The following is an 18870-nucleotide window of genomic DNA, read 5'->3' as shown; positions in this document are numbered from 1 at the left end:
CACGCCCCCCGCCCCTGGGTTCTGCCGACTTCCAGGGCTGGGCGCACCCTAGCTCACCGACTCGCGCAGAGGTCTGGAAATGAACCAATCGGAGTTCGGGGACACGCCTGTGTCCCGCTGCCGGTACTCCCGGCAGGTGTGCGGCCTGCCCGCGATCATCGACCCACCCGAGTTGGGCCGCATCGTCGTTCGGGCCGGAATCGTCTGGGCGCTGATGATGCCCGCCCATTTGGGACAGCTCGTGAAGATCGATCTACAGCGCCGCGGGCACGGTATCGGCCCGATCATGTCCCACCCACGCTCACATAGGTGGAGCTATTTGGTGCGGCCTGATCTGCCCGATGACGACCGCCTGTTCGCAGAGATGTTCCGCTTGGACGTCTCCGTGGTGCGCGTCGGCGGAGAGATCGCGCTGCCGTCCCCCACCGACAAGTGCGCCCGCTTCCGGCACTGGATCGAGCCCCCGTGCGGCGCGTACCGCCCTTCCGGGCAGTTGATCCTCGCATCCATCCGTCATCTGACGAGGGAGACGTCCGCGCCACATCTGCGCCGACCCGGTTCTGGCTCATCGCGGCCCATACCGAAGCATCGAGGGGAAAGGGCTTGAGCGCGTGAGAACTTCGCCCTGCGGCCTCGCCCTTTCGCAGGTTCGCCAGCCCGAAACCGGCAGAGTGCGGTGACCCAGATGGAACCCTTCCCCGGCAAACACCGCCTCTTGGCCGCCTGCCGTGGCGACACCCACGACGACCACCCCCTGCTGAGTGCCGCACGGGACCTCGCCGCACTGCACGAACGCCGCCTCTCCGCAGGGCCCGAACAAACCGAATCGATCGATCAATGCCGCACCCGCCTGGTCCGAGACATCGACCGGTGGGTCACCGCCCGACTACGACCGTCTCTGGGCGCGGCACGAGTCCACACCGAAACCGTTGGCTCGGTGGTCGATCGCCTCGCGCAGTACACCGCTTACGCCTACGCCGCACTCGCCAGCAGCTCCACGCAGTCGCTCGGCGACGCATGGGAGCAACTGGCAGAACTGGCTGTCGGCTACGAAGATCTGACGGACGAAGTGGGTACAGGACACCGCCGTCTACCGGGCGGGCCATAGCGCAACACCGGCCGCGCCGAGGTCAATCTTTCCCGTACACGTGGCTACAGCCTCGAGCGGGTCGGCCGAGCCCCGACATGAGCCACCTAGCTCGAGGCACTGCCACGGCGCGTGGATATGGACGTGTACGAGCTGCTGCGCTGAGGGCGTAAGACGATCACCGTTGCACACGATCGGGGCTGGTGAGGAGCGGTGCACGACTTCACAATTGTGATGGCTGGAATCAGCACCGAACTGGTTGCAACCATGGGGACGGGGCCAGTAGCGTCGATCTCAGCTTGCAGGGGGCGGAGAAGCCGGTCCGACCCCCGTCGATGCGGTACGGCACCGGCGGTGAGGAACCGATGACGAGCTGGGGGAAGGTTCTGCGCGGTGCCGCGCTCGCGGTCGGTGCCACTCTTGTTGTCGTGGGATGCGGCGACTCCACGGACTCGCCCTCGGCGACCACGACCACTGCTGTGGCGGCACCCTCCTCATCAGCGTCAAAGTCGGCCGACCCCGACGCCGCCCTCTGGGATCCGTGCACGTTGCCGGACTCGGCAATCTCCGGCGCCGGCCTCAACCAGGCGACCAAAGAGAAGGATGTCGCCGGTGTGGATTTCACCGGGTGGAAGGTCTGTGGCTGGCAGGCGTCGGCGCGATGGTACGACCTCGGTGTCCTATCCGGAGCATTCGCTTTGGACGAAGTTCGTCAACGTCAGGACAAGGAGTCGTTCACTCCCTTGACCGTGGGCTCGCATCGCGCACTGCAATACCTGGACGTCGGTGACAGCAAGCGACTCAAATGCAGTGTCGCGGTCGAAAACGCGCACGGAACGGTCATCTTCAAGGTGACGACACGCTATTCGATCGGCAAACAAGGCGAACCGTGCCAGGAGGCAGGTCGTCACGCCGACGACCTGGTGCGTTACCTGCCCAGGAACTGAGGAGGGGCGATGGCCGTAGGGGTCGATCCGGCGGAATGGCGCAGACTGCTGGACCAGGCGAACGCTGGTGAGCTGATCCTGCATCCGGATGTCGGCAAAGGTCTGGATAAAGCTTGTGATGACTACCTCGATCGTCTCGATGACATCATGCGAATGACCGACAGGATCATTGATGTCACCGGGTTCGGCCCGTTCCCGTCCGGTGTGGCGCTACAAGAGAAGTTCAAGCTGAAATCAAGCGGAACCGAGCAGTCCTTGGACGCCGTCCTCATGCAGCACATCGACGCGGTGAAGATCGCGAAAGAAGTTGTCGCCAAAGCCATCGCGAACTTTGTGAAGCTGGACCAGTCCAGAGCTGACCAGCTCACCGGTTTGGACGCCACCCCATGACCTACGAGGAGTACCGCGATCGGATCATCGCCGCGCAGGAGCAGTGGAATCGGGAGCGCGACACGATCTACGACTTCACCAGCCGGTTGGGTTCGTCGTTTCAGGGGGAATACGAGCCGCCGCGGATTCCGGGGCCGGACAACTACGACAGTATGACGTTGGCGCAGATGGTCGATGCCGTGAACGCAATGCGGCCGGGGACGGTGCGGGAGGCGTCCGAGGCGTGGCTGAACATCGGGATGAATCTGACCGGTGCGATTCAGGCGTTCAACGAGCAGTTCGGCCGCACCGTGACCGGCGACGGCACCAATCCCGGCTGGACGGGGCAATCCGGCAAGGCGGCCGCCGACGCGGTGACGAACTACCGGAACCAGTCGGCGAATCTGGCCGATGCCGCCGCCATGGTGAGTTTCAAACTGTCCGAGATGCATACCGGCCTCGAGCAGACGCAGGCGTTGATGCCGCAGGCCACCGAACGCCCAGAACTGACGGGTAAGACCTTGCCCCAGGACGGCGTCATGAAGGCGGGCGATTACACCGAGGAGGAAGCCACGCAGGAGGCGCGGCGGATCCTGCGCACGGTGTACGGGCAAGTGGCCACTCAGACCGACCACGGCGTGCCCGTCCTTCCGACAGCTCCGCAGATCGTCGCGGATGCCGGGCCGCAGCCGGGTACGTCGGCAACGTCCGCCTCCGACAGTTCCGAAGCCGCGCAACCGGAGTCCACCGAACAGTCCGACGGCGACCGGCAGCGATCGCCCGAGACCGACCCGGCCACCACCACGCCGCAGGCGGTCACCCCGGCGGGCGCGGACCAGCCGACCAGCGTGCAGCAGACCACCTCGAACACACCGTCGACCACACCGAGCAGCACCAATACGCCGGCCCCTGCCCTCAACACCACAGCTCCGACAGCACCGGGCCGACCCGGTACGACGCGCCCGAACACGCCCCTACGTCCCACCACGCCGAGCGTTCCCGGCACTCCGAATGCCACCGGCACTCCTGCACCGGGCCGCAATATCCCGGCCGTACCGCAGCAGCCGAGCGTGATTCCGGCCGCCACGGCAACGGGCCACCCGGTGGCTCGAACCGGCGCGGCAGGCACGTCCGGCATGGCGCCGGGTATGGCGGCGCGCGGCAAGGACGATGAGCGGGAGACCTCGGGCGTCAAGGACTACCTGATCAATCAGCACAACGGCGAGGAACTCACGGGTCTGGACTCCTTGCCGAAATCGGTTCCTCCGGTCATCGGTGGAGACAACCCGAATGGCTGACTGGCGATTCACTGGGCAGGAATTCGAGATCCTCTGGGCCGCCTATGGTCGCGACCGCCTGCCCTACCCGCTGCAATACCGGCCGGAGGAGATGGATTTCGCCGACCTGAAGCGTCAGCGCGAGGCGGCGGTCGACGCGCTACTCGGTCGATACGCAGTCGACCTGGAACGTGCGCTCGACGTATTGCTGGAGCCGGAGGTGCGCGTCGAGTCCAAAGGGATGGGTGGCCCGGATATGTCGATCGTCTTCCGTTTCCACGGGGCCGTGCGCGGGAGCCTCGGTGCCACTCTGGTCCAGCTTCCCGGCACAGCGCCGGATACCGGCGGCGACGTGATCGTGAGTTATTGCGCCGCGCAACGAATCGCCGCGAAAGCGGTTGCCGCGCTGCCCAAGATGCCGGCGGGCACGCACGCGCCGATCGAAGTGCGCCGGGAAGAAGTGGCCGCCGATCGGGAACGGCCGGTTCGCAAGCCGTACGAGATCGGCGTCGTCGCGCAGTTGGACCGGATCTTCAAACGCGAACGCCTCGGCCTCGGTGAGATCACCGTACTCGCGGGCCCAGCTGTCGATGCCCGGCCTGGGTTCGGACGCGGGTTCTGGTGGATGGACTACGCGGACGGCCGCTACTACGTCAAGACCGGCGACCCCATCGTCGCCAAGCCCCTCGAACCCGCCGCCATGGCAGCCGAGATCAACCGCCTCGCCGCCCTGACCCAGCGCTACTACCGCGAAGACCGCGAACACGACGAGTATCTGCGCTCACAGCGATAGGACTTTCCGAACAAATCGGGTGCGCGTCACGGCGGAATGTCGACCTTGTCACGACGGCGATCAGGGCGCGGCGAGCCCGAGAAACCGCGTTCGCGCCGGTGCTAACTTCGCGCTGCTCCACCAACGAAACCGATCGCCAGGGAGGTTTGGTAGTGGGAAAGTCATCCGTTCGAACCGCCGTGACGGTAGCGGCGGTCGCCGCGGGCGCGTTGACCGTGGGACTCGTCGCGCAGCCCGCCGCGAGCGAGACGATCGGCGGTGGGCCGGTCGCGTATCTGGCACAGGACGAAACGCAGGGACAACCCGACGCGAGTAACGCCGACGAAGGCGAAGGCAAGGGAAAAGGAAAGGGGAAGGGGAAGGGGAAGGGCAAAGGAAAAGGCAAGGGAAAAGGTAAAGGCGAAGGCGGCGCGGGAAAGCCCGCCGCCCGCGCCGATGAGGACACGGACTCGTCCGGAAGTCCGGCCGCCCGTGGCGACGCGGAGACGGACTCGTCGGCAGGAACCACCGCCCGCGGCGACGAAGAAACCGACCCCTCCGGCAGGCCCGACGCCCGCAGCGACGAAGAAACCGACTCCTTCGGGAATTCCGCGAGCCGCAACCCCGTCAACGGCGGTTCGTCACAGGGTCAGTCGGACCACGAGGTGCAGTCCGACTGAACTGAACCCGGCCCCGCGTGCGGCGCCGAAGACCGACAACGCGTGCCGAGCGGCACGTCGGGCGACTCGATCTCGCCGACGTGCCGCTCGTCGCCGGTCAGCGGGGCAAGCGCTCGATGATGGTCGCGTTGGCCGTGCCGCCGCCCTCACAGATGGTGAGCAGGCCGTAGCGGCCCTCGATCCGTTCGAGTTCGTTGAGCAGCGTCGCGAAAAGCTTCGCGCCGGTGGCCCCGAGCGGGTGCCCGAGGGCGATGGCGCCGCCGTTGACATTGACCTTCTCGGGGTCGGCCCCGGTCTCCTTCAGCCAGGCCAGCACCACGGGCGCGAACGCCTCGTTGATCTCGACGACGTCGATGTCGTCGATCGTGAGACCGGTCTTCTCCAGCGCCCATTTGGTCGCCGGAATGGGAGCGGTGAGCATGAAGATCGGGTCCGCGCCGCGCGCGCTCACGTGGTGGATGCGCGCTCGCGGAGTCAGCCCGTACTCCTGGACGGCCCATTCCGAAGCGAGCAGGGTGGCGCTGGCGCCGTCGGAGATCTGGCTGGCCACCGCGGCGGTGAGCGGGCTGCCCTCGGCCAGCGGCGGCAGCGACGCCATCTTCTCCAGGCTGGTCTCGCGCGGACCCTGATCGATCCCGAAGTCGCCGACCGGCACGATCTCGTTGTCGAAGCGGCCGTTCTTGATCGCGTCGCGGGCCCGCTCGTGGCTGCGCAGCGCCCAGCGCTCCATCTCTTCCCTGCTGATGCCCCACTTCTGGGCGATCAGCTGGGCCGCGCGGAACTGCGTTACCTCGCCGGTGCCGTAGCGGTGGTCCCAGCCCTGCGCGCCGACGAATGGGGTGTCGAAACCGTACTCCTTGCCCGCGAGCATGGCCGCGGAGATCGGGATCGCGCTCATGTTCTGCACGCCGCCGGCCACGATCACCTCAGCGGTGCCGCTCATGATCGCCTGCGCGCCGAAATTGATGGCCTGCTGGCTCGACCCGCACTGGCGGTCCACCGTGACGCCGGGAACCTCCTCGGGGTATCCGGCGGTCAGCCACATGGTGCGGCCGATATTGCCCGCCTGCGGGCCGACGTTGTCGACGCAACCGACGATGACGTCGTCCACGACGCCCGGATCGATCGGGCTGCGGTCCAGCAGGCCGCGCAGTGCGGCCGCACCCAGATCGGCCGGGTGCACGCCCGCCAGCGCACCGCCGCGCTTGCCGACCGGTGTGCGTACCGCATCGATCACGTAGGCGTCCCGCAGCGGGGCATACGGACGACGGGACGTGGAAGGTGCTGACATGTAAGGACTCCTACGTGGTGCGCTCGGGGACGGTGAGCCCGTCGAGCACGATGGTCAGGTACTGCTTGGCGAGGTTCTCGACGGTGATGGAGCCGCCCGGCTGGTACCACCGCACCGCCACCCACACCGTGTCGCGCAGGAACCGGTAGGCCAGTTCGACGTCGAGTTCCGCCCGGAAGCTGCCGTCCTGGACGCCGTTGGTGAGCACCCGGTGCCACAGCTCGCGGAATTCGCGGTTGTAGTCGGCGATGTAGGTGAACCGTTCCGAGGCGCGCAGCCGCTTCGCCTCGGCCTGGTAGATCGCCACCGCGGCGTGCGACCGGTCGAACGACTCGTAGGACGCGAGCACGAGAGCTTCCAAGGTGTCTCGCGAACTCAGACCGGAGGCGACGATCTCGCGGTAGCGGCCGAACAGGTCGTCGAGGAATCCGCGCAGGATCTCGTCCACCATCGACTCCTTGGAATCGAAATGGTGATAGAGGCTGCCCGATAGGATTCCGGCCGCGTCGGCGATGTCACGCACTGTGGTGGCGCGCAATCCCCGCTCGGCGAACAATTCGGCCGCCATAGCGAGCAACTCGCTGCGCCGTGCTGATTTGGAGGCGTCTGGTGCGGTCACGCGGCCCATCATACAACCAAGCATTTGCTTGGGCGAGCGTTATCTCGCCGAGTAGCGCAGCGGCGAGGAGACCGAGAGGTCGGCGAGCAGGCGATCGCAGATGACGACCGGCGAGACGCCCGCCCGCGCCATCCGCGCGACGAGCGCGAGACGACGTTCGCAGCTGTCCCACTCGACGGTGAGCTGACCGCGGTCCGGGCCGGCGTCCACCGTGGCCATCACCCGCGGCGGCCCGCCCCGCACCGGTTCCTCGCTCAGCTTGAGCACCATGCCGCGCTGCCAGGCGTGATAGGTGTCCATATCGGCGCCGATCACGAGCTTGTCGGTGGCCGCGCACAGGCCCTGCGCGATCTCGTCCGCGAAGGTCACCCGGTCGAAGCGGAACTTCCGGCATTTCGCGACCACCGCGAGCAGGTCCGCGCGCACCTCGCACAGCAGAGCCGTTCGGTGCTGCCTGCGGCGCTCCTGTTCGCTGTCGGCGCCCTCGGCGCTGAGGCCGATGCGGTGGGCGCGCTCGCGGTCGCGCGCCAGATCGGCCCGTAGCGCGCCGCGCGGGTCGCGGGCGACCTCGCCCTCGTCGACGGCGTGTTGCTCGAGAATGCGCACGGCGGCCGTGGCGACCGTGCGCACGGAGGTGTGCTCGATGAGCTCGGCGCCGAGGGTGAGCGCCGAGAGTACGAGGCTGTCCAGCCGTCGCCTGGCCAGCACGACTTCGCGCACCACGTCGAGTTCCAGTTGTTCGCGGGCAGGTGGGCGATCCAGGCCCATAGCCATCGCCCCCTTGAAGAGCGCGGATCCGATCTCATCCAGCATGGCACACCTCGGCGGCCTCCTGCTCGCGCTTTTCCAGCTGATCAGCCGCCCATTTTGCGCAGGGTGCGCGATGCGAGAAGGCGATCGCAATACGGCGCGCGAGACCGGTCCCGAACGGCCGAACAAGGGGCTGCTCGGCGGTCGCCGGGCGCGCCCGTCCGCCCGCTACGCAGCGGACGAGCCCGGAAAACCGCGCGGCTCAGGCGCGCTGGCTGCTGATCGAGACCACCTCACCCGTCAGGTAGGTGGTGTAGTCGCTGGCCAGCATGGCGATCGTCGCGGCGACCTCCCACGGCTCGGCCGCGCGGCCGAATGCCTCCCGTTCCGACAGCCGGTCCAGCAACTCGGTCGAACTGACCTTGTCCAGGAACGCGTGCCTGGCGATGCTCGGAGCCACCGCGTTGATCCGGACGCCGAGTTCGGCGGCCTCGACCGCGCTGCACCTGGTCAGCGCCATCACGCCCGCCTTGGCGGCGGCATAGTGCGCCTGGCCGTACTGCGCGCGCCAGCCGAGCACGCTGGCGTTGTTCACGATCACGCCGCCGTGGCCCGCCGCGCGGAAGTAGCCCAGCGCGGCGCGCGTGCAGCGGAAGGTGCCGTTGAGGGTGATGTCGAGGACGCGGTCCCACTGCTCGTCGGTCATGTCGACCACGGGCGTCTCACCGCCGAGACCGGCGTTGTTGACCATGACGTCGATCCGGCCGACGGCCTCGGCAGCGCCGCGCACCAGTGCGTTCACCTGCTCGGTGCTCTGCACGTCGCACACGATCGAGGCGACCCGCCGGTCCGGGAACTCGGCGGCCAGCTCGGTCGCGGTCTCCGCCAGCCGCCGCTCGTGCCAGTCGGAGACCACCACGTCCGCGCCCTCGGCCAGCAGCCTGCGCGCGGTGGCCGAGCCGATCCCGGTGCCCGCGGCCGCGGTGATCACGGCGGTGCGGCCGGACAACAGGCCGTGCCCCGCGACGGGAGCGGGGGCGACCGACAGCGGCCCCGAACGACCGGCCCCGGTCGTCACGGGCGAGCCTCGCGCGGTAGGCCGAGCACCCGCTCGGCGATGATGTTGCGCTGCACTTCGTTCGAACCTCCGTAGATGGTGTCGGCGCGGGTGAACAGATACAGCCGCTGCCATTCGTTGAGATCGTCCTCGCCCGCCACCAGGCCGCGGGCGCCGAGCACCGCCATGGCCAGCTCGCCGAGCCCGCGATGCCAGTTGGCCCACAGCAGTTTCCCCACCGAGGCCTGGCCCGCTCCGTCGTCCACGCCCGCGCCCTCCATCGTGCGCATGGCGTGCGCGCGCAGCACGCGCAGGCCGACCCAGGCCCGGTCGATCCGGTCGGCGATCAGCGGGTCGTCGGCCGCTCCGGTGCGGCGGGCCAGCGCCTCGATGTCGGCCAGCTCGCGGGCGAACCGGATCTGCTGGCCCAGGGTGGAGATGCCGCGCTCGAAGGTGAGCGTGCCCATGGCGATGCGCCACCCGTCACCCGGCTCGCCGACCACCAGGTCGGCCGCGGTTCGGGCATTGTCGAAGAAGACCTCGTTGAACTCCGAGGTCCCGGTCAGCTGGATGATCGGGCGCACGTCGATGCCCGGCTGCTTCATCGGGACCAGCAGGTAGGACAGGCCCTTGTGCCGGGCGGACCCGCGCTCGGTCCGGGCGACGACGAAGCACCAGTCCGCGACGTGCGCCAGCGAGGTCCAGATCTTCTGCCCGTTGATCGACCACTCGTCGCCGTCCAGGTGCGCGGCGGTGGTGATGGCGGCCAGGTCGGAGCCCGCGCCGGGTTCGGAGTAACCCTGGCACCACAGTTCGCTGACAGTGCGGATGCCGGGCAGGAACCGGTCCTTCTGGGCTTGCGTGCCGAAGGCGAGCAAGGTCGGGCCGAGCAGTTCCTCACCGACGTGCGACACCCGCGCGGGCGCGTTGGCCTTGGCGTACTCCTCGTGGAAGATCACCTGCTGGCGCACCGTGGCCGCGCGGCCGCCGTACTCCTTCGGCCAGCCCAGGCAGGTCCACCCCGCTGCGGCCAAGTGCCGGTCCCAGGCCAGGCGTTCGTCGAACGCCTCGTGTTCGCGGCCGGGACCGCCGAGGCCGCGCAGCTCGCGGAATTCGCCGTTGAGGTTCTCCTCCAGCCACTCGCGCACGTCGGCGGCGAATCGCTCGTCCTGTGCGGCGGAAAACCGCCCGTCCGGCGCGGCGGTATCGGATTCTGAGGTCTGGATCGCACCCACGCCGGTAGGATAACCTACCAAGCACTTGCTTTGTAGAGCACTCGCATAAGTGGCTCGCCGACGGTAAGGACAACCGTGACAACCCCTGCACAGACGACACCGATGGCACTGCACCACGCCGCTCGGACCTTCGGCGACGCCCCCGCTGTCGCCGACGGCGAGGTCCGGCTGGACTGGGCCGGACTGCTCGAGGCGGTCCAGGAAGTGGCGCGGGCCCTCATCGCACGCGGCGTGCGGACCGGCGACCGCGTGGCCATGTGGGCGCCCAACACCCACCACTGGGTGATCGCCGCGCTGGCCGCGCACTACGCGGGCGCGGCACTGGTGCCGCTGAACACCCGCTATGTGGCCGACGAGGCCGCCGACGTGCTGGGGCGGGTGCACGCGAAGGCGCTGTTCATCGCGGGGCCCTTCCTCGGCCGCGACCGGCTCGCCGAACTGCGCACGACGGCGCCGCACCTCGCCATCGACACGGTGGTGGTGATCCCGGCCGAACCGGGCACGGAGAACACCGACATCGCCGCACTGGACTGGTCGGAACTCGCGACCGTCGCCGAGCAGGTGACCGTGGCCGACGCGGAGAAACGTGCCGAGTCGGTGCGCCCGGAGGACCTGTCCGACATCCTGTTCACCTCCGGCACCACCGGCCGCAGCAAGGGCACCCTGGTCGCGCACCGGCAGGCGCTGTCGGTGGTGCGGGCCTGGGCGGAGTGCGCGACGTTGCGCGGCGACGACCGGTACCTGGTGGTGAACCCGTTCTTCCACAACTTCGGTTACAAAGCGGGCATCCTCGCCTGCCTGGTCACCGGGGCAACGATCATCCCGCAGGCCACCTTCGACGTGCCCGAGACGATGCGACTGATCGGCGCGGAGCGGGTCACCGTACTGCCCGGCCCGCCGACCATCTATCAGACGATCCTGGACTTCCCGCGCCGCGCCGAGTTCGACCTGAGTTCGCTGCGGGTGGCCGTCACCGGCGCGGCGACGGTGCCGGTGGTGCTGATCGAGCGGATGCGCTCGGAACTGGCCTTCGATGTCGTGATCACCGCCTACGGCCTGTCCGAGAGCGCGGGTTTCGGCACCATGTGCCGCGTCGAGGACGACGCCGAGACCATCGCGAACACCTGCGGCAGGCCGATCGCGGACTTCGAACTGCGCATCGGCGAGGCGGGCGAGGTGCTGCTGCGCGGACCGAACGTGATGCTCGGTTACTTGGACGACCAGGACAGCACCGCGGAGACGATCGACGCCGACGGCTGGCTGCACACCGGCGACATCGGCACGGTCGACGACCGTGGATACCTGAAGATCACCGACCGGCTCAAGGACATGTACATCTCCGGCGGTTTCAACGTCTATCCCGCCGAGGTCGAACAGGCGTTGGCCCGGCTGGACGGCGTGGCCGAGTCGGCGGTGATCGGCGTGCCCGACACCCGGATGGGCGAGGTGGGCAAGGCGTACGTGGTGCGCAAGCCCGGCTCCGCCCTCACCGAGGAACAGGTGCTCGCGCACGCCGGCACCGTGCTGGCCAACTTCAAGGTGCCGCGGTTCGTCGAATTCCGCGATCAGCTGCCCTACAGCGCCGCCGGGAAAGTACTCAAGCGTCAACTACGTGAGGAGAAGTCGTAATGTCGGAACCGGCAACCCCGGACCAAGGTCCGGCGATCCCGGACGAGGGTGAGGTCGTCACCTACGAGCGGCGCGGTCACGTCGCGATCGTCACGCTGAACCGGCCGGACTACCGCAACGCGCAGAACTCGGTGATGACCTACGCGCTCGACGCGGCCTTCGAGCGCGCCGTGCAGGACCCCGAGGTCGGGGTGATCGTGCTGGCGGGCAACGGGAAACACTTCAGCGCCGGGCACGACATCGGCACGCCCGGCCGCGACCACCACGTGCGGTACCAGAACAAGGCCGCGCTCTGGTGGGACCACGTGGACCGGGCCGGCGGCGATCAGCGCTTCGCCCGGGAGCTCGAGGTCTACCTCGGCATGTGCAGGCGCTGGCGGGAGATCCCCAAGCCGACCATCGCCATGGTGCAGGGCGCCTGCATCGCGGGCGGGCTCATGCTGGCCTGGGTGTGCGATCTGATCATCGCCTCCGACGACGCGTTCTTCTCCGATCCGGTGGTCCGCATGGGCATTCCGGGCGTCGAGTACTTCGCGCACCCGTGGGTGATGGGTCCGCGCGCGGCCAAGGAGTTCCTGTTCACCGGCGACCGGTTCGGCGCCGCGCAGGCCAAGGAGTGGGGCATGGTCAACCGGGTGGTGCCGCGCGCCGATCTGGAGGCCGAGACGCTGGCGCTGGCCGAAAAGATCGCCACGATGCCGCAATTCGGTCTCGCGCTGACCAAGAAGGCGGTCAACCAGGCCGAGGACCTGATGGGCATGCGGTCGGGCATGGACTCGGTCTTCGGCCTGCATCACTTCGCGCACGCGCACAACGCCGAAGTCGGCGCCGACTCGCTCGGCGGCATGAACGCCAAGTCGATGAAGGCTTCCGCGGGCACCGCAGAACAGAACGGAACGACGTAGTGGATCTGGATCTCGACCAGGCGACCCAGGAATTCCAGCGGGAGGTCCGCGAATTCCTGGCCGCGAACAAACCCGCGAAACCGCTGCCCTCGATGGACACGAAAGCGGGATTCGAAGCCCACCGCGCGTGGGAGCGCACCCTAGCCGACGCCCGGCTCTCGGTGGTCTCCTGGCCGGAGGAGTTCGGCGGGCGCGACGCCGCACTGCTGGAATGGGTGCTGTTCGAGCAGGAGTACTACGCGGCGGGCGCGCCGGGGCGGGTCAGCCAGAACGGCATATTCCTGCTGGCGCCGACGCTTTTCGAACACGGCACACCCGAGCAGCTGAAGCGGATCATGCCGCGGATGGCCCGCGGCGACGACATCTGGGCGCAGGCGTGGTCCGAGCCGGAAGCGGGCAGCGACCTGGCCGGTATCCGCTCGACCGCACGGCGCACCAGCGGCGGCTGGTTGCTGAGCGGCCAGAAGACGTGGAGCTCACGCGCCGCCTTCGCCGACTGGGCCTTCGGCCTGTTCCGCAGCGACCCGGAGGCCGAACGGCACAAGGGCCTCACCTACGTGATGTTCCCGTTGACCGCCGACGGCGTATCGGTGCGCCCGATCCCGCAACTCGACGGTGAGCCCGGCTTCGCGGAGATCTTCCTCGACGACGTGTTCGTGCCCGACCGCGACGTGATCGGCGCACCCGGCGAGGGCTGGCGGGTGGCGATGAGCACCTCCAGCAACGAACGCGGCCTCTCGCTGCGCAGCCCCGGCCGGTTCAGCGCCACCGCGCAGCGGCTGATCGAGCTGTGGCGCGCGGCAGGCGAGCAGGACAACACCGCGCAGCGCGACGCGGTGGTGGACGCCTGGATCGGTAGCGAGGCCTACCGGCTGCACACCTTCGGCACGGTCACCCGGCTGAACGAGGGCGGCAAGCTGGGCGCGGAATCCTCGATCACCAAGGTGTTCTGGTCCGAGCTCGACATCGCCATGCACGAGACCGCGCTCGAGGTGCTCGGCGCGTCCGCGGAGCGTTCCGGACCGTGGACCGACGGTTACCTGTTCGCGCTGTCCGGCCCGATCTACGCGGGCACCAACGAGATCCAGCGCAACATCATCGCCGAGCGGCTGCTCGGACTACCGAGAGGAAGCAGCCGATGAGATTCGCGCTCAGCCCCGAACAACTCGACTTCGGCGCCAGCCTGCGCAAGCTGCTGGAGGCGGGGCGCACGCCCGCCGCCGTGCGCGCGTGGGCTTCGGGCGACAGCGGACCGGGCCGTGCGCTGATCCGGCAGCTGGCCGAGGCCGGTGTGCTCGGTCTGGCCGTCGCCGAGCGGCACGGCGGCATCGGCGCCGAGCCGATCGATCTGGTCGTGGCGTTCCAGGAAATCGGCCGGGCAGCCGTGCCCGGGCCGCTGGTGGAGACCGCCGCCGCGATTCCTGCTCTGCTGCAAGCACTTCCGGACCACGAGCCGGCCGCGCGATGGTTGCCGGGCTTGGCGGAGGGCACGGCGCTGGGCACCGTCGCTTTCGCCGCACCCGGCCCCGGCGGCGTCGCGCTGGACGCCGACGCCGCCGAGGTGGTCCTGCTGGCCGATGCGAACCAGCTGGCCACCGGACACCGCGCCGGTCTGGTGCGCTCGATCGATCCCGCGCGCCGCCTGTTCGCGGTGACCGCGCTCGAGACCGTCGCCGAGGGCGAGCAGGTCCGCGCGGCGGCCGCCGCGGGATTCGACACCGGCGCGCTGGCCTGCGCGGCGCAGCTGCTCGGCGCCGGTAGGGCCCTGCTGCACGCGTCGACCGAATACGCCAAGCAGCGCAAGCAGTTCGGCAAGCCGATCGGCGAGTTCCAGGCCGTGAAGCAGAAGCTCGCGGACGTGCTGATCGCGCTGGACCTGGCCGAACCACTGCTCTACCGGGCAGCGCTGACCATGACTTCCCCCACCCGTGGCCGGGACGTCTCGGCCGCAGTGATCGCCTGCGGCGACGCGGCTCACCGCGCGGCTCGCGCCGCCCTCCAGGTGCACGGCGCGATCGGCTACACCGCCGAGTACGGCCTTTCGCTGTGGTTGACCAAGGTGACCGCGCTGCGATCAGCTTGGGGCACATCGGATGTGCATCGCGCCCGGATCGCACGGGCGCTGCGGGAGGACACCGACCGGGAGCGCGCCGAGCGAGGCATCGCATGAGCGGTCGATCCCTGAGGCGGCGGAGCGTGACGACGGAGGGCCCCGCTCATGCCGGATACGGGCACAGCATGAGCGGTCGGGCCCGGAGACGGCAGCGAAGCGTAACCACGCGGCGCACCCGCTCATGCGCGAAAGGACACCGATGAGCACCGCCGAACACCAGGAATTCCTCGCGTCGGTCCGGGCGCTGCTGACCAAGCACGCCGGGTCCGCGGCCGTGCGCGCGGCGATGGACACCGAACTCGGCTACGACCCGGCGCTGTGGCGGCTGCTGTGCGAGCAGATCGGCGTCGCCGCGCTGGCGATTCCCGAGGAGTACGGCGGCTTCGGCGCGAGCCTGGTCGAATCCCTGCTGGTCGTGGGCGAATTGGGCCGCACACTCGCCGGGGTGCCGATGCTCGGCTCCGCCGTTCTCGGCGGGCAGGCGGTGCTGCTGTCGGGCGACGCGCGGGCGTGCGCGCGGCTGCTGCCCGAGGTGGCGGAGGGCACGCGCACGATCGCGGTCTGCTGGGCGGGCGAGGGCGGCTGGGACGAGCCGGGTGTGCGCGAGACGGACGGCGCCCTCGCCGGGACCGCGCATTACGTGCTCGACGGGATGGCCGCGGACATCCTCGTGGTGGTGACCCCGACCGGTCTCTTCGAGGTCGAGCCCACCGCACCGGGCGTCACCCGGCGATCCGCGCCCACCATGGACCCCACCCGCAAGCTCGCCGAAGTCGGCTTCGCCGCAGTACCGGCGCGACGGCTCGGCTCGGGTGACGCGGCGGCGACCATTGCCCGGCTGCGGGAGATCGCGTGGGCCGCGCTCGCCGCCGAGCAGGTCGGCGCGGCGGACCGCTGCCTCGAGATGACGGTGGACTACGCCAAGTCCCGTGTGCAGTTCGGGCGGGTGATCGGCAGCTTCCAGGCGCTCAAGCACCGCATGGCGGACATGTACGTGCTGCTGGAATCGGCCCGGTCCGCGTCCGTCGCGGCCACCGCGGCGGTGGCCGCGAACAGCCCCTCGGCCGCCGAGGACGTCTGGGCCGCCCGCGTGCACTGCTCGGAGGCGCTCACCGCGATCGCGGCCGAGACCGTCCAGTTGCACGGTGGCATCGCGATCACCTGGGAGCACGACGCGCATCTGTTCTTCAAGCGTGCCCACGCGGATGCCCAGCTGTTCGGCGCCGCACACCGTCCGGTGACGCAGCCCGCATGACCCGGGGCAGCGGCGCGCCGCTGTGATCGGCGGTGCGCCCTGTCCGGATTTCTGTCCGGTGCGGACGCGATGAACTAAGATGTGACACGCGCCACATGCGCATGCTCGGGGGTGCGTTTACCAGTGGCACCGCAGGTCGGAATCGGTGCCGTAGCGAGTCCAGATTGTGGCTCGCCTCCAACAAGTCGTCGGGGCCTACCAGCCGGGAGGATGCCATGACGCAAACAGTGAATTCCGATCTCGAGGTATTGCGGTCCACCATGGACGGGCCGGTCTACGGCCCCGCGGACACCGGATACGACCGAGCCCGCGCCGTCTGGAACGCGGACATCGACCGGCACCCGGCGGTGATCGCCCAGTGCCTGTCGCCCCGCGACGTGGCCGCGGCGTTGGCCTTCGCCAGGGACCGCGGGCTGGAGATATCCGTTCGCGGCGGCGCCCACTCCTACAGCGGGACCGCCGTCGGCGAGGGCGGCCTGATGATCAACCTCAGCGCACTGAAGGGCGTCGCGGTGAATCCGGAGACCGAGCGCGCCCGCGTCGGCGGCGGGGCGACAATGGCCGACCTGGACGCCGCGACCCAGGCGCACGGGCTGGCGGTGACCGGCGGGGTGATCAGCGATACCGGCGTCGGCGGCCTCACCCTCGGCGGCGGCATGGGCTGGCTGACCCGGATGGCCGGGCTGGCCATCGACAATCTCGTCTCGGCGCAGGTGGTCCTCGCCGACGGCCAGGTGGTGCGGGCGTCGGAGACCGAGTATGCGGAATTGTTCTGGGCATTGCGCGGCGGCGGCGGGAATTTCGGCGTGGTCACCGAATTCGAGTACCGCCTGCATCACGTCGGCCCGGAAGTGAATCTCGGCTTGTTCTTCTGGGACATGCCGGACGGCACCGACGCACTCCGACTGATCCGCGAGTTCATTCCCACGCTGCCGCGCCGGTCGGGAGCGTTGATAGCGCTGGCGATGTCGGCGCCGCCCGCGCCCTTCGTCCCGGAGCGATACCACGGCCGCGCGGGCCACGCCCTGATCGTCGTCGGTTTCGGCACCGCGCAGGAGCACGCCGCCGCGGTCGCGCCGATCCGGGACGCATTGCCGCCGCTGTTCGAATTCATCAGCCCGATCCCGTATACCGGACTGCAGCGAATGCTCGACGAAGCGGCGCCGTGGGGCATCCGCGGGTACGAGAAGGCGCTCGACCTGGACGATTTCTCGAACGACGTCATCGCGGTGCTCACCGAGAAGGCCGCCGAGAAAACCGCGCCACTGTCGTTCATGCCGATCTTTCCGCTCAACGGCGCGTTCAGCACTGTCGGCGAGGACGACACGGCATTCGGTGGCGCGCGCACCCCGCATTACGGGTGCAATATCAACGCGATCGCTCCCGACGCCGAGACACTCGCCCTCGACCGGGATTGGGTGCGCAGGACGTGGGAAGCGCTGCGCCCCATGGCGTCCAACCACGGCGGCTACGTGAACTTCATGGCGGACGCCGATCACAGCCGGGTCCGCGAATCCTACGGAAGCGCCAAATACGCGAAGCTGGCCCGAATCAAGTCCCGCTACGACCCGGGCAATGTCTTCCACCGCAACGCCAACATCGCCCCCGGCTGACCCGGCCGGATCACCCGTCCGCGCGTACGCGGGCCGCATCGGCGGCCCGCGGACGCAGGCCGTCGAGCACGATCTCCACGAGTCGCCGCCAGTCGCCGCTTCCACTGGCGATGGTCGCGGACAACGCGCCGACGATCAGGTAGACGTCCGCCACCGTGCAGTCGTCGCGTAGCGTTCCCGCGGCGCGCTCCCGCTCGAGGAGTTCGCCGATCACACCTTCGAGCCTGGTGCGGGATTCACCCCTCGGCTCGCTGCCCGCCGACTGCCGCGCCGCCCCGATCGCAGCCGACAGACCGCGATCGGCCGCCAGGACCGCGCCGACGTGATGCAAGTAGCGGGCCAGGCCCGCACCGGGCTCGGCCGGCAGGCATTCGGTGCGGGCGAAGTCCTCGATCTCGGCGAAGCGCTGCTCGGCGGCCGCCTCGATGAGATCGGCATGGGTGGGGAAATGGCGATAGACGGTGCCGACGCCGACTCCGGCGGCGCGAGCCACCTCCGGCAATTGCACCGCCGCGCCGCGTTCGGCGAACAGCGTGCGAGCCACGGCAACGATGCGGGCGCGGTTGAGCGTGGCGTCGGCGCGCTGCCGCCGGGGCGTCGGTGGCCTTGACACTGGCGATCCCTCCATGTTTACGCTTCAAACGGAACCGGATTCCGATTCCGTTTCGTGTCATCGAAGGGTAGCAGTATGTCCGACAATCGTTTCCGCCTCCTGAACCCCGGCGAGGCGCGTCCCGGCCGAGTGCCGTTACCGCCCGCGTTCGCAGTGAAAGCCACAACCGCCGACACCGAAGGCAGGTTCTCCCTGCTCGAGGTGACCCTGGCACGCGATATCCCCCGGCACACGCACCACATCGCGGACGAATGCATCTACGTGCTCGAAGGCACGCTCGAGGTCGAGTTCGACGACCGGACCCTCTCCGCGACCGACGGCATGTTCGTGCTGCTGCCCCACGGCGTGCCACACGCCCTGCGCTGCGGGTCGCAGCCGCCGCCGCGGGTACTGCAGATCTCCTCACCCGGCGGATGGGAGTGCTACCTGGAAGACCTCTTCGAGGCCGGGGCGTCGGTGCTGACCGACGGCGTGCTGGACCCGGTGAAAATCAATCCGATCGCGGCGGCCTACGGCATCCGCTACGAGGAGACGACGCCAGAACCCATTGCCGTGCAGCAGGATTGATTCCATCGCGAGCCCCGCGGAGCACGCGGCTGCGCGGGGCTCAACCACAGATCCGGAGCGCGTGGCCGACTTCACCATAGATAGATAGTTA

Annotated in this window: 20 protein-coding genes; 14 read left to right on the top strand and 6 right to left on the bottom strand. The window is 69.1% G+C overall.

What is annotated here, in order from left to right; all coding sequences use genetic code 11:
* Positions 1 to 79 precede the first annotated feature (79 nt).
* The 7 genes from LTT66_RS15575 to LTT66_RS15545 all read left to right on the top strand — a co-directional run bounded on the left by LTT66_RS15575 (position 80) and on the right by LTT66_RS15545 (position 5132).
* On the top strand, positions 80 to 607 hold the full coding sequence (locus LTT66_RS15575; RefSeq protein ID WP_233068147.1) for a DNA-directed RNA polymerase subunit beta: 528 nt from the start codon (positions 80 to 82) through the stop codon (positions 605 to 607).
* 78 nt (positions 608 to 685) lie between these two features.
* Complete coding sequence (locus tag LTT66_RS15570) at positions 686 to 1108, top strand: DUF4254 domain-containing protein (protein ID WP_233068145.1); 423 nt, start codon at positions 686 to 688, stop codon at positions 1106 to 1108.
* Positions 1109 to 1452: 344 nt separating this feature from the next.
* The gene (locus LTT66_RS15565) at positions 1453 to 2034 is read left to right on the top strand and encodes a DUF3558 domain-containing protein (protein WP_233068143.1); all 582 of its coding nucleotides are present in this window, start codon (positions 1453 to 1455) and stop codon (positions 2032 to 2034) included.
* Positions 2035 to 2043: 9 nt separating this feature from the next.
* Positions 2044 to 2424, top strand: a complete 381-nt coding sequence (locus LTT66_RS15560) for a hypothetical protein (protein ID WP_233068141.1) — start codon at positions 2044 to 2046, stop codon at positions 2422 to 2424.
* Positions 2421 to 3701: a hypothetical protein gene (locus tag LTT66_RS15555; RefSeq protein ID WP_233068139.1), complete on the top strand. Its 1281-nt coding sequence runs from the start codon at positions 2421 to 2423 to the stop codon at positions 3699 to 3701. The genes LTT66_RS15560 and LTT66_RS15555 overlap by 4 nt, the downstream gene beginning before the upstream one ends.
* Complete coding sequence (locus LTT66_RS15550; protein WP_233068123.1) at positions 3694 to 4473, top strand: ESX secretion-associated protein EspG; 780 nt, start codon at positions 3694 to 3696, stop codon at positions 4471 to 4473. Before LTT66_RS15555 ends, LTT66_RS15550 begins: the two co-directional genes overlap by 8 nt.
* Positions 4474 to 4625: 152 nt before the next feature.
* Positions 4626 to 5132 carry a hypothetical protein gene (locus LTT66_RS15545; protein WP_233068121.1) on the top strand — a complete coding sequence of 169 codons (507 nt, stop codon included), beginning with the start codon at positions 4626 to 4628 and terminating at the stop codon, positions 5130 to 5132.
* A gap of 97 nt (positions 5133 to 5229) precedes the next feature.
* On the opposite strand, the gene LTT66_RS15540 is transcribed toward LTT66_RS15545, so the two are convergent.
* The 5 genes from LTT66_RS15540 to LTT66_RS15520 form a co-directional block, all read right to left on the bottom strand.
* Positions 5230 to 6423 (bottom strand): acetyl-CoA C-acetyltransferase, encoded by a 1194-nt coding sequence (locus LTT66_RS15540; protein ID WP_408638803.1) that lies wholly within the window; start codon positions 6421 to 6423, stop codon positions 5230 to 5232.
* 10 nt (positions 6424 to 6433) lie between these two features.
* On the bottom strand, positions 6434 to 7051 hold the full coding sequence (locus tag LTT66_RS15535; RefSeq protein ID WP_233069275.1) for a TetR/AcrR family transcriptional regulator: 618 nt from the start codon (positions 7049 to 7051) through the stop codon (positions 6434 to 6436).
* A gap of 30 nt (positions 7052 to 7081) precedes the next feature.
* Positions 7082 to 7855 carry a hypothetical protein gene (locus LTT66_RS15530; RefSeq protein WP_233068119.1) on the bottom strand — a complete coding sequence of 258 codons (774 nt, stop codon included), beginning with the start codon at positions 7853 to 7855 and terminating at the stop codon, positions 7082 to 7084.
* Positions 7856 to 8054: 199 nt separating this feature from the next.
* On the bottom strand, positions 8055 to 8870 hold the full coding sequence (locus LTT66_RS15525) for an SDR family oxidoreductase (RefSeq protein WP_233068117.1): 816 nt from the start codon (positions 8868 to 8870) through the stop codon (positions 8055 to 8057).
* Positions 8867 to 9997: an acyl-CoA dehydrogenase family protein gene (locus tag LTT66_RS15520; protein ID WP_269822023.1), complete on the bottom strand. Its 1131-nt coding sequence runs from the start codon at positions 9995 to 9997 to the stop codon at positions 8867 to 8869. Before LTT66_RS15520 ends, LTT66_RS15525 begins: the two co-directional genes overlap by 4 nt.
* A gap of 162 nt (positions 9998 to 10159) precedes the next feature.
* On the opposite strand from LTT66_RS15520, the gene LTT66_RS15515 reads away from it, so the two are divergent.
* The 6 genes from LTT66_RS15515 to LTT66_RS15490 all read left to right on the top strand — a co-directional run bounded on the left by LTT66_RS15515 (position 10160) and on the right by LTT66_RS15490 (position 17599).
* Positions 10160 to 11713 carry a FadD3 family acyl-CoA ligase gene (locus tag LTT66_RS15515; protein ID WP_269822015.1) on the top strand — a complete coding sequence of 518 codons (1554 nt, stop codon included), beginning with the start codon at positions 10160 to 10162 and terminating at the stop codon, positions 11711 to 11713.
* Complete coding sequence (locus LTT66_RS15510) at positions 11713 to 12618, top strand: enoyl-CoA hydratase (RefSeq protein WP_181719000.1); 906 nt, start codon at positions 11713 to 11715, stop codon at positions 12616 to 12618. Before LTT66_RS15515 ends, LTT66_RS15510 begins: the two co-directional genes overlap by 1 nt.
* Positions 12618 to 13760: an acyl-CoA dehydrogenase family protein gene (locus tag LTT66_RS15505; RefSeq protein WP_233068115.1), complete on the top strand. Its 1143-nt coding sequence runs from the start codon at positions 12618 to 12620 to the stop codon at positions 13758 to 13760. The genes LTT66_RS15510 and LTT66_RS15505 overlap by 1 nt, the downstream gene beginning before the upstream one ends.
* Positions 13757 to 14788 (top strand): acyl-CoA dehydrogenase family protein, encoded by a 1032-nt coding sequence (locus LTT66_RS15500; RefSeq protein ID WP_233068113.1) that lies wholly within the window; start codon positions 13757 to 13759, stop codon positions 14786 to 14788. Before LTT66_RS15505 ends, LTT66_RS15500 begins: the two co-directional genes overlap by 4 nt.
* 142 nt (positions 14789 to 14930) lie before the next feature.
* Positions 14931 to 15986, top strand: coding sequence for an acyl-CoA dehydrogenase family protein (locus LTT66_RS15495; RefSeq protein ID WP_233068111.1), 1056 nt, complete (start codon positions 14931 to 14933; stop codon positions 15984 to 15986).
* Between the two features lie 215 nt (positions 15987 to 16201).
* Positions 16202 to 17599 carry an FAD-binding oxidoreductase gene (locus LTT66_RS15490; RefSeq protein ID WP_233068110.1) on the top strand — a complete coding sequence of 466 codons (1398 nt, stop codon included), beginning with the start codon at positions 16202 to 16204 and terminating at the stop codon, positions 17597 to 17599.
* 10 nt (positions 17600 to 17609) lie between these two features.
* Here LTT66_RS15490 and LTT66_RS15485 read toward each other — a convergent pair whose 3' ends face one another.
* Complete coding sequence (locus LTT66_RS15485) at positions 17610 to 18212, bottom strand: TetR/AcrR family transcriptional regulator (RefSeq protein WP_233068108.1); 603 nt, start codon at positions 18210 to 18212, stop codon at positions 17610 to 17612.
* A 75-nt stretch (positions 18213 to 18287) separates the two neighbouring features.
* Here LTT66_RS15485 and LTT66_RS15480 point away from each other — a divergent pair, with 75 nt between their 5' ends.
* Positions 18288 to 18779 (top strand): cupin domain-containing protein, encoded by a 492-nt coding sequence (locus LTT66_RS15480; RefSeq protein WP_233068107.1) that lies wholly within the window; start codon positions 18288 to 18290, stop codon positions 18777 to 18779.
* Positions 18780 to 18870: the final 91 nt, after the last annotated feature.

This window comes from Nocardia gipuzkoensis (assembly GCF_021183645.1).
Classification (GTDB): Bacteria; Actinomycetota; Actinomycetes; order Mycobacteriales; family Mycobacteriaceae; genus Nocardia; species Nocardia abscessus.
This window is presented reverse-complemented; position numbering and strand designations above follow the sequence as displayed.

Coding starts and splice junctions, on each gene's coding strand:
- LTT66_RS15575 (WP_233068147.1), top strand. CDS start 80: ATGAACCAATCGGAGTTCGGGGACACGCCTGTGTCCCGCTGCCGGTAC.
- LTT66_RS15570 (WP_233068145.1), top strand. CDS start 686: ATGGAACCCTTCCCCGGCAAACACCGCCTCTTGGCCGCCTGCCGTGGC.
- LTT66_RS15565 (WP_233068143.1), top strand. CDS start 1,453: ATGACGAGCTGGGGGAAGGTTCTGCGCGGTGCCGCGCTCGCGGTCGGT.
- LTT66_RS15560 (WP_233068141.1), top strand. CDS start 2,044: ATGGCCGTAGGGGTCGATCCGGCGGAATGGCGCAGACTGCTGGACCAG.
- LTT66_RS15555 (WP_233068139.1), top strand. CDS start 2,421: ATGACCTACGAGGAGTACCGCGATCGGATCATCGCCGCGCAGGAGCAG.
- LTT66_RS15550 (WP_233068123.1), top strand. CDS start 3,694: ATGGCTGACTGGCGATTCACTGGGCAGGAATTCGAGATCCTCTGGGCC.
- LTT66_RS15540 (WP_408638803.1), bottom strand. CDS start 6,423: ATGTCAGCACCTTCCACGTCCCGTCGTCCGTATGCCCCGCTGCGGGAC.
- LTT66_RS15535 (WP_233069275.1), bottom strand. CDS start 7,051: ATGGGCCGCGTGACCGCACCAGACGCCTCCAAATCAGCACGGCGCAGC.
- LTT66_RS15530 (WP_233068119.1), bottom strand. CDS start 7,855: ATGCTGGATGAGATCGGATCCGCGCTCTTCAAGGGGGCGATGGCTATG.
- LTT66_RS15510 (WP_181719000.1), top strand. CDS start 11,713: ATGTCGGAACCGGCAACCCCGGACCAAGGTCCGGCGATCCCGGACGAG.
- LTT66_RS15500 (WP_233068113.1), top strand. CDS start 13,757: ATGAGATTCGCGCTCAGCCCCGAACAACTCGACTTCGGCGCCAGCCTG.
- LTT66_RS15495 (WP_233068111.1), top strand. CDS start 14,931: ATGAGCACCGCCGAACACCAGGAATTCCTCGCGTCGGTCCGGGCGCTG.
- LTT66_RS15490 (WP_233068110.1), top strand. CDS start 16,202: ATGACGCAAACAGTGAATTCCGATCTCGAGGTATTGCGGTCCACCATG.
- LTT66_RS15480 (WP_233068107.1), top strand. CDS start 18,288: ATGTCCGACAATCGTTTCCGCCTCCTGAACCCCGGCGAGGCGCGTCCC.